The 3,061-nt window shown below is 48.4% G+C and carries 3 protein-coding genes; all 3 read left to right on the forward strand.

Features of this window, described 5'->3' with window-relative positions; all coding sequences use genetic code 11:
- Nucleotides 1-365: 365 nt before the first annotated feature.
- The 3 genes from H567_RS30230 to H567_RS0121070 all read left to right on the forward strand — a co-directional run bounded on the left by H567_RS30230 (nt 366) and on the right by H567_RS0121070 (nt 2,059).
- Nucleotides 366-545 (forward strand): transposase, encoded by a 180-nt coding sequence (locus H567_RS30230; RefSeq protein WP_353743109.1) that lies wholly within the window; start codon nt 366-368, stop codon nt 543-545.
- 94 nt (nt 546-639) lie between these two features.
- Entirely contained in the window at nt 640-717 is a 78-nt protein-coding gene (locus H567_RS30235; RefSeq protein WP_353743110.1) for a hypothetical protein, read from the forward strand.
- Between the two features lie 151 nt (nt 718-868).
- Nucleotides 869-2,059, forward strand: coding sequence for a thiolase family protein (locus H567_RS0121070; RefSeq protein ID WP_028322901.1), 1,191 nt, complete (start codon nt 869-871; stop codon nt 2,057-2,059).
- Nucleotides 2,060-3,061: the final 1,002 nt, after the last annotated feature.

Consider the following 3,061-nt stretch of genomic DNA (forward strand, 5'->3'; position numbering starts at 1 on the left):
TACGACCAGGCCGGAAGAATCCCAGGAAGAGAGGGCCGAAACTGAAAATTGCCGCTATGGCCTACAAGCCCATAGCTTAAGTCAATGACATTGATTATATCATATGCCGTTAAAAATGAACTATTGAATGTTACATGATACTAGCTAGTATGCCTAAAAAACAGAACAAAGCAGAAACTCTCACATTGGGGTGGGGTTATAGGAATGGGCTATGCCGGTCCCAGACGGGAATGCCTTGAAGGCCGCTCACTGTGCTATCCTTGCGAAAAGTTCTTGCCGCAAAGGATAACGTAAGCAGGGAGCATCAGTGAGCATTCCCTAAGTTATCACATACGATCTGGCGCTGTCAGTAGCATGTTGTCGTGGTGCAGAAATATCGCTTGCGGATATTGACTGGATCGATACAAGAGGCATACGAGGCAGCCATCCAATTGATCTGCGAGTTTGCGGGCTGTGAAGTTGTTGTGCTGAAGGTACAGCCAAATCATGTTGATCTTGTGTCAATGATTCCTTCCAAATTCGGGATAAGCCAGGTTTTTAAGTGATTGAAGGGGCAAACGTCGATACGGCTGATTCACCAGTTTCAGCATTTGAAAAAAAACGTATAGGGGGAACCACTTCTGGTCAAAAGGATACTGCGTGGATACGGTGGGACTTGACGCGGACATGATACGTAAGTATGCTCGGCACAAAGAGGAAAAAAACCAGTTGGAATAAATGCAATTATTTTAATGGGTAGCAGGGTGGTGGCACAACTTTTCTGCCTGGCCCCTCAGGGGGTAGGGCATGTGCCCTTCAGTGGTGAACTTAATAAAAGTCACATCCTTAAGGGTACGAATTTTTACATCTGAAGGGAGGAAATACAAAGATGTTGACAAAGGCTTTCATACCATACAAGGGATATTACAGCTCCCCTTTTGCCAGATGGCAGGGTTCATTGTCCAATGAGCATCCGATTGTTTTGGCAGCTGAAACGGCCAAGAGATGGCTCATTAAAAAAGGCTGGGACCCCAAGATGTTTGATTATCTAGTTTTGGGGTATACAATTCCTCAAATTCACGGATTCTACGGTAGCCCGTGGGCAGCTGCGCTCATCGGTGCCTTAGACATCCCGGGTATGGTTATTGCCCAAGCCTGTACCACTTCCACTACAAGTGTCTTTCAAGCGGGTCTTGGCATTGAGAACGGGATTTACGAAAATGTCTGCTGCTTGATGGCTGACCGCAATTCCAACAGTGCGCATCTTGTATGGCCTAATCCACTCGGGCCGGGGGGACGTCCCATATCCGAAGATTTTTTGATGGATGCGTTCGATCACGACCCTTGGGCAAAAAATGCAATGATTCAAACAGCGGAAAACGTGGGCAAGGAATGCGGCTTTACACGGGAAGAATGCGATGGCTTGACGTTAAGACGATATGAGCAATATATGGATTCGTTAGCAGACGACAGGGCTTTCCAAAAGCGATACATGTTCCCAGTGGAGGTCAAAATATCCAAGAAAAAGAGTCTCATGGTTGAAGCCGATGAAGGAGTTATGCCGACAACGAAGGAGGGTTTGGCGAATCTCGCTACAGTTTTTTCAGATGGGATCCATACTTTCGGATCGCAAACCCACCCGGCCGACGGAAATGTGCTCATTAATGTGACAACCCATGAAAAGGCTAGGGAACTGAGTGACGATTCCAAGATTGATATACAAATGATTTCCTATGGATACGCCAGGGCAAAAAAGGGCTATATGGCCATGGCGGTAGTGCCAGCAGTAAAAATGGCACTTAAGATGGCAAATATCGGGATCCACGACATTAAAGCGATCAAAACGCACAACCCGTTTGCAGTCAATGATCTTTATATGGCGAATCTGTTGAATATTGATGTGAACAATTTTAATAATTATGGGTGTTCCATGATATTCGGACATCCGGTAGCCCCAACGGTCGGACGGCTTATCATCGAAGGCATTGAAGAGGTGGTTATGTTGGGCGGTGGATATTTGCTTGCTGCAGGTTGCGCTGCCGGAGATACTGGAGCCGCTATTATCCTGAAAATTTCGTAGGTTCCCGCTCGTAAGACTTCTCGGTATGGGGGTTGCCTGCACAGTTGGTGCTTTGGAAGGATCCTCTGCGGCGTCCTATCCATGGTTGACTTTCTCGGGTTCACACATTTTTGTACGAAAACCCGGATGGGCAAGTGGTATCATCTGCAGCGAAAAGGGCCAAAGAAGCGGCTTCGTGGGACATTAGGCAAGGTGAAGACGACTCTGCGCAGGCGAATGCACGATCCGATTCCAGAGGTTGGCCAATGGCTGCAAAGAGATATGCTGGGGTACTACCAGTATCACGCAATGCGCGGCAACTGGGTTGGACTCACAATGTGTTCCGGCGGGAGGTGACGTGCTATTGGCTGGCGACGCTCATGCGCCGCTTCTGACCGCGGCGCCTGAGTTGGGAAACCTTTAGCCCCATAGCAAAACGCTGGATTCCAGTACCCATATTCATGCATCCACATCCAAACGTGCGCTTTGACACCAGGCACCCGAGGTAGGAGCCCAGTGCGGTAGTTCCGAACGCTGGGCTCTGTGCGGGGGGGCATCCGAAAGTATGGTCCCTACCGCGACCGCAGCGCCGGTGTATAGGCTTAGGCCTTTTTTCCCTAGGCGGGAAAGCTCGGTTCTGTAATTGAAAATGTTTCGTGCTGTCTCGGCAAGCCGCAGGAGCACGTCGTAGTCCGAGTCGGTCAGGTTCCGTTCTTTGATACGGTCTTACCCTTGATTCCGGTGTTAATCATCCGCATGCCGAGGATTATGAGGTGATAAGTGGCATCTTTGATGATCTTTTCCCTGAATCCGTGAGCGAAGTACTTATAAAATTAGTGCACGCAGCAATATCATATATTGATTTTATTCATCAACTGTGCTACGATTCCACCTGTCAAAAGATCACTTGGGAGGTGAAACGTGAAACGATTTATCGTTGAGCGGTCCAAAAAAGATTTCTACACCTCGCACTCGGGTCTTGCATTGATCGGACTGGGCATCAACTATTACAGCGACCTGCCA

The sequence above is a fragment of the Desulfatiglans anilini DSM 4660 genome, assembly GCF_000422285.1.
Lineage (GTDB): Bacteria > Desulfobacterota > DSM-4660 > Desulfatiglandales > Desulfatiglandaceae > Desulfatiglans > Desulfatiglans anilini.

Coding starts and splice junctions, on each gene's coding strand:
- H567_RS0121070 (WP_028322901.1), top strand. CDS start 869: ATGTTGACAAAGGCTTTCATACCATACAAGGGATATTACAGCTCCCCT.